This is a genomic window from Actinotalea sp. (assembly GCF_041597215.1).
Taxonomy (GTDB): domain Bacteria; phylum Actinomycetota; class Actinomycetes; order Actinomycetales; family Cellulomonadaceae; genus Actinotalea.
In genome coordinates, this window is record NZ_JBFHHB010000247.1 from 1 (window position 1) to 4,509 (window position 4,509).

4 protein-coding genes and 1 pseudogene are annotated in these 4,509 nt (G+C 73.2%); 2 read left to right on the forward strand and 3 right to left on the reverse strand.

The window, feature by feature from the left end; all coding sequences use genetic code 11:
* Positions 1–498 (forward strand): gamma-glutamyltransferase (locus tag ABWK99_RS13825; RefSeq protein ID WP_372595282.1); only part of this gene is annotated, 498 nt, incomplete at its 5' end.
* Entirely contained in the window at positions 498–1,277 is a 780-nt protein-coding gene (locus ABWK99_RS13830; protein ID WP_372595283.1) for a sulfite exporter TauE/SafE family protein, read from the forward strand. The genes ABWK99_RS13825 and ABWK99_RS13830, both read left to right, overlap by 1 nt.
* A 25-nt stretch (positions 1,278–1,302) precedes the next feature.
* Here ABWK99_RS13830 and ABWK99_RS13835 read toward each other — a convergent pair whose 3' ends face one another.
* The 3 genes and pseudogenes from ABWK99_RS13835 to ABWK99_RS13845 all read right to left on the reverse strand — a co-directional run.
* Positions 1,303–3,255, reverse strand: a complete 1,953-nt coding sequence (locus ABWK99_RS13835) for an alpha-amylase family protein (RefSeq protein ID WP_372595284.1) — start codon at positions 3,253–3,255, stop codon at positions 1,303–1,305.
* A 93-nt stretch (positions 3,256–3,348) separates the two neighbouring features.
* On the reverse strand, positions 3,349–4,116 hold the full coding sequence (locus ABWK99_RS13840; RefSeq protein ID WP_372595285.1) for an HAD family hydrolase: 768 nt from the start codon (positions 4,114–4,116) through the stop codon (positions 3,349–3,351).
* Positions 4,113–4,509, reverse strand: a pseudogene (locus tag ABWK99_RS13845) (glutamate--tRNA ligase); the annotation flags it as partial. The gene ABWK99_RS13840 and the pseudogene ABWK99_RS13845, both read right to left, overlap by 4 nt.

Below are 4,509 nucleotides of genomic sequence, written 5' to 3' on the forward strand. Positions count from 1 at the left end.
CCCACGATCGCCTCGCTCGGCTTCGCCCTGCCCACCCGTGCGCAGATGTTCTGGCTCGAGCCCGGCCTGCCGGGGACGATCGGTCCGGGCAGGCGACCTCGCACCACGCTGAGCCCGACGCTCGTGCTGCGCGACGGCTACGCCGAGCTCGCCTGCGGCACCCCGGGCGGTGACCAGCAGGACCAGTGGCAGGTGCCCTTCCTGCTGCGTCACCTCGCCTTCGGGATGGACCTCCAGGAGGCGATCGACGCCCCGTCCTGGCACACGACCCACCTCGTCTCCTCCTTCGCGCCGCGCGTGGTCGAGCGCAAGGCCCTGCATGTCGAGGAGACCGTCGGCGACCGGACGATCGCCGAGCTCCGCCGCCGCGGGCACGAGGTGAACGTCACGGGCCCCGCCACGCTCGGGCGCCTCACCGCGGCCGGCACCCGCCCCGACGGCATGCTGAGGGCCGCCGCCACCGCCCGCGGCGCCCAGGCCTACGTCGCGGGCCGCTGATGGATCCGCTCCAGATCCTGGCGATCGCCGTCGCCGGGACCCTTGCCGGGGCCGTGAACACGATCGTCGGCGCAGGGACGCTGCTGACGTTCCCGCTCCTGGTCGCCCTCGGCGTCAGCCCGTTGACGGCCAACGTCTCCAACACCGTCGGGCTCGTCCCTGGCGCGGTGACCGGGGCCTGGGGCTACCGGAGGGAGCTCGCCGGCCACTGGGGCACCGTCGCACGCATGGCGGCCCTGAGCGCCCTGGGCGGCGCGATCGGCGGCTCCCTGGTCCTGGTGGCCGATCCGGACACCTTCACTGCTGTCGTGCCCTGGCTGCTCGTCCTCGCGGCCGGCCTCGCCGCCGCACAGCCGCGAGTGGCCGCGTGGGTCCGCCGCCGCGCCGGAGCCGAGGTCCAGAGCCACGCAGGGTCGTCCACCCGGCCGCTGGGGATCGGCCTCGCTCTCGGGATCGCTGCGACGGGCATCTACGGCGGCTACTTCGGGGCTGCCCAGGGCGTGATCCTCATCTCCCTGCTCGGGATCGGCTGGAGCAGCGACCTGCACCGGGCGAACGGCGCCAAGAACGTCCTGGCCGGCACCGCGAACGTCGTCTCGGCGGCCGTGTTCATCGCCGGCGGGACGGTCGACTGGACCATCGCCGGCCTCATCGCCGTGGGCTCGGCTCTGGGTGGCGTGCTCGGGGCACGGATCGGCCGACGCATCCCGGCAGTCGGTCTACGCGCACTGATCGTCACCGTCGCGCTGATCGCCGCCGCGGCCCTCTGGTTCGGCTGAGCGCGCAGGCGGGTCGCCAGCCCCGTCAGTCCGCGTCGCCGGCCACGAGCCACCGGCTCGCGTAGGGCGGGAGCCACAGGTTGCCGTCGTCCTCGATCCGGATGCGCCAGCCGGCGAGCAGGTCGCGTGCGGCGTCCAGACCGAGGTCGGCGAGCCTGTCCCCCGGGAAGGGCCGCCACTGCCCCGTCATGTTGTACAGGCCGAGGAAGGTGCCGAGCGGGTGCCGTCGCAGCACCGGGAGGACCCCGGGATCCGAGACGTCGAGCACCTCGGGCGCGACCGAGGAGTGCAGGTACGGGGCCGAGCGGCGCACCTGCACCAGGTGCCGGATCCCGGAGAAGACGCGCTGCTCGACGCTTCCGTCGACGTGCCGACGCTCGGCACGCTCCCAATCCATCCGCGGACGGTGCACCCACCGGCTGTCGCTCTCGTGGCCCGGCTCGCTCGCCCAGTCGCCGTCGTTCGGCAGGCCGAGCTCGTCGCCCATCCACAGCACGGGGATGCCCCCGAATCCCACGACGACGGCATGCACGAGCAGCAGTCGGTCGATCGCCGTCTGCACGGCCGCCTCGTCCCCTGCGGCGACCGCTGCGTCCAGGCCGACCAGCGCGGCCGCGGTTCCCGAGACCCGCCGGTCGCCCGTCGCCGGGTTCGCCTGGAAGACGACGCCCCGCGCCGTCGAGCCCGGGAACTGCCCGAGGTACCAGTCGGACAGGAAGGACCGGTGCAGGTGACCGTTGAGCCCGACGGCCGCGGCGTCACCGTCGTCGATCGCCCAGCCGATGTCGTCGTGGCAGCGTGCGTAGGTGATCCACGCCGTCGAGGGGGGTGCGGGCGGCAGCTGTCGGAGCGCACGGACCCCGAGCCGCGCATCGGCCGAGGCGAGCATCGACCAGACCTGGACCATGAGGCTGTTGTGGTACGCGAGGTCGCTCACCTTGCCGGTCTGCGCACCCAGACCCAGGTACTGCACGAGGTCCGAGGGAGCGACGATCGCCTCGGCCTTGAAGATCACCGCAGGCGCCGCCACGCGCACCAGCGCGCGAAGAGCCTGCGTGATCGCATGCACCTCCGGCTCGTTCTGGCACGTCGTACCCATGCGCTTCCACATGAAGGCGATCGCGTCGAAGCGCAGGACCTCGACCCCCGCTGCAGCGAGGAAGAGCACGATCTCCGCGTACTCGGCGAACACCTCGGGATGGGCCCAGTTGACGTCCCACTGCCAGGAGTTGAACGTCGTCCAGACCCAGCCGCCGATCTCGTCGTCCCAGGTGAAGTTCCCCGGGGCGAAGTCGGGGAAGACCTCGGGAAGGCTGCGCTCGAAGGCGTCCGGCCCCGTGCGGTCGGGGTAGACGTGGAAGTACCGCCGGTACCGCTCGTCACCGGCACGAGCGGCCTGCGCCCAGTCGTGCTCCTTCGCGACGTGGTTGAGCACGAGGTCGGCCACGAGGCTGATCCCCTCGGCGCGCAGCGTCGTGGCGAGCGCGCACAGGTCCTCCATGGTGCCCAGGTCGGAGCGGACCGCGCGGTAGTCGGCGACGGCGTAGCCGCCGTCGTTGTCCCCCTCCCGGGGTTGCAGGAGCGGCATGAGATGGAGGTAGGTGACGCCGAGCTCGCGCAGGTACCCCACGTGCTCCCGCACCCCGGCAAGTGTCCCCGCGAAGCGGTCGGCGTAGCAGGCGTAGCCCACGCGCTGCTCGGACTGGAACCAGGTCGGGTCGAGCACCCGGGCCTCGTCCAGTCGCGCGAGCTCGGGGTCGCGGTCACGGAAGGAGGTGGCCGCCAGGAGCAGGAGTCGCGAGCCGAGCGCCTCGACCTCGTCCGGTCCGTAGAGCGGGGCGAGCCCTGCCAGCAGGTCTGGCCACCACCGCTCGACCCGGAGCTCGAAGGTCTGCCGTCGTTCCGGGCTCAGCTCCGCCAGGACGTCGGCAAGGGTGGGCTCAGGGGTGGGCACGGCCGTGGGCTCGGCGGTGGGCACGATCGAGGCTCCTCGTCTGGGCGACCGGGCCGGGGTTCGTCGCTGAACCCTGCAGCCCTGCAATCGCTTACATGCTAGCAGCAGGCCCCCGGCTCAGGTCGAGAGCCCGAGGTGCCCGAGCAGCTCCCGCAGCGAGGCGATGACGCGTACGCCCGCCCGTGCCGCCTCCTGCTGCTCGGCCGGTGCGACCTCCGCGCGGCGCGCCCCTGGTCGGTCGATCCAGACGCCGACCAGGCCCACGCGCGCAGCGGCGAGGGCATCGATGTCGAGCTCGTCACCGACGTAGGCCGTGCGCGACGGGGCGGTGCCCAGCCGCCGACAGGCCTCGAGGAAGACCTCGGGGGCCGGCTTGCCGACCCCGAGCGTGTCGACCCCGACGAGCACCGGGACGTCCGCAAGACCCGTCGCCCGGAGCTTGCCGGTCTGGTACGCCGTGCGGGCGTTCGACAACGCCCCGATCCGCAGCCCCGTCGCGGCCAGGGAGTCGAGCACCGGACGGGCGTCGTCATGGGCCGCCCACGCGGCCTCGAAACCCGACTCGAAGACCGCGTCCCATGCGGCGAACCCGGCGTCGTCGAGCGGTGGACCACCGAACTCGGCGTGCAGCGCGTTGGCCCGGGCCATGCGCTGCGCCGTCGCCGTCGTCTCGCCTCGCGTGTAGGCGCGGTAGTGGCCCCCGGCGTCGGCCCGCCACGACTCGAGCAGCTCGGCGGTCCCGCCTGCCGGCAGGTGCGGGAGGTAGGCCACCCGCACCGCGTCGAGCGCGACGGCGAAGGCACCCTTCGTGTCGACGAGGGTGTCGTCGATGTCGAAGAGCACGCCGTCGAGCGATGGGCCCGGCGAGTCTGCTCCGGCCGTCACAGGGACAGGTGCAGGGCCGCGAGGCGCGCGAGCGTCGCGTCCCGACCGAGGATCTCCATCGACTCGAACAAGGGCGGGGAGACCCGGCGACCGGAGATCGCCACCCGCAGCGGGGTGTACGCCAGTCGCGGCTTCAGCCCGAGCCCCTCGACGACGGCCACCGTCAGCGCCTGCTGGATCGCGGCGGCGGTGAACTCCTCCTCGTCCAACGCGGCGAGCGCCTCGGCGGCAGCGGCCAGGACGGCAGGGGCGTCCGACTTCAGGGCTGCCGCGGCGTCCGGCTCCACGACGAGCGCGTCGTCGGCGACGAACAGGAAGCCGAGCATGCCCACGGCCTCGCCGAGAAGGGTCATGCGCTCCTGCACGAGCGGGGCGGCGGCCGTGAGGATCGAC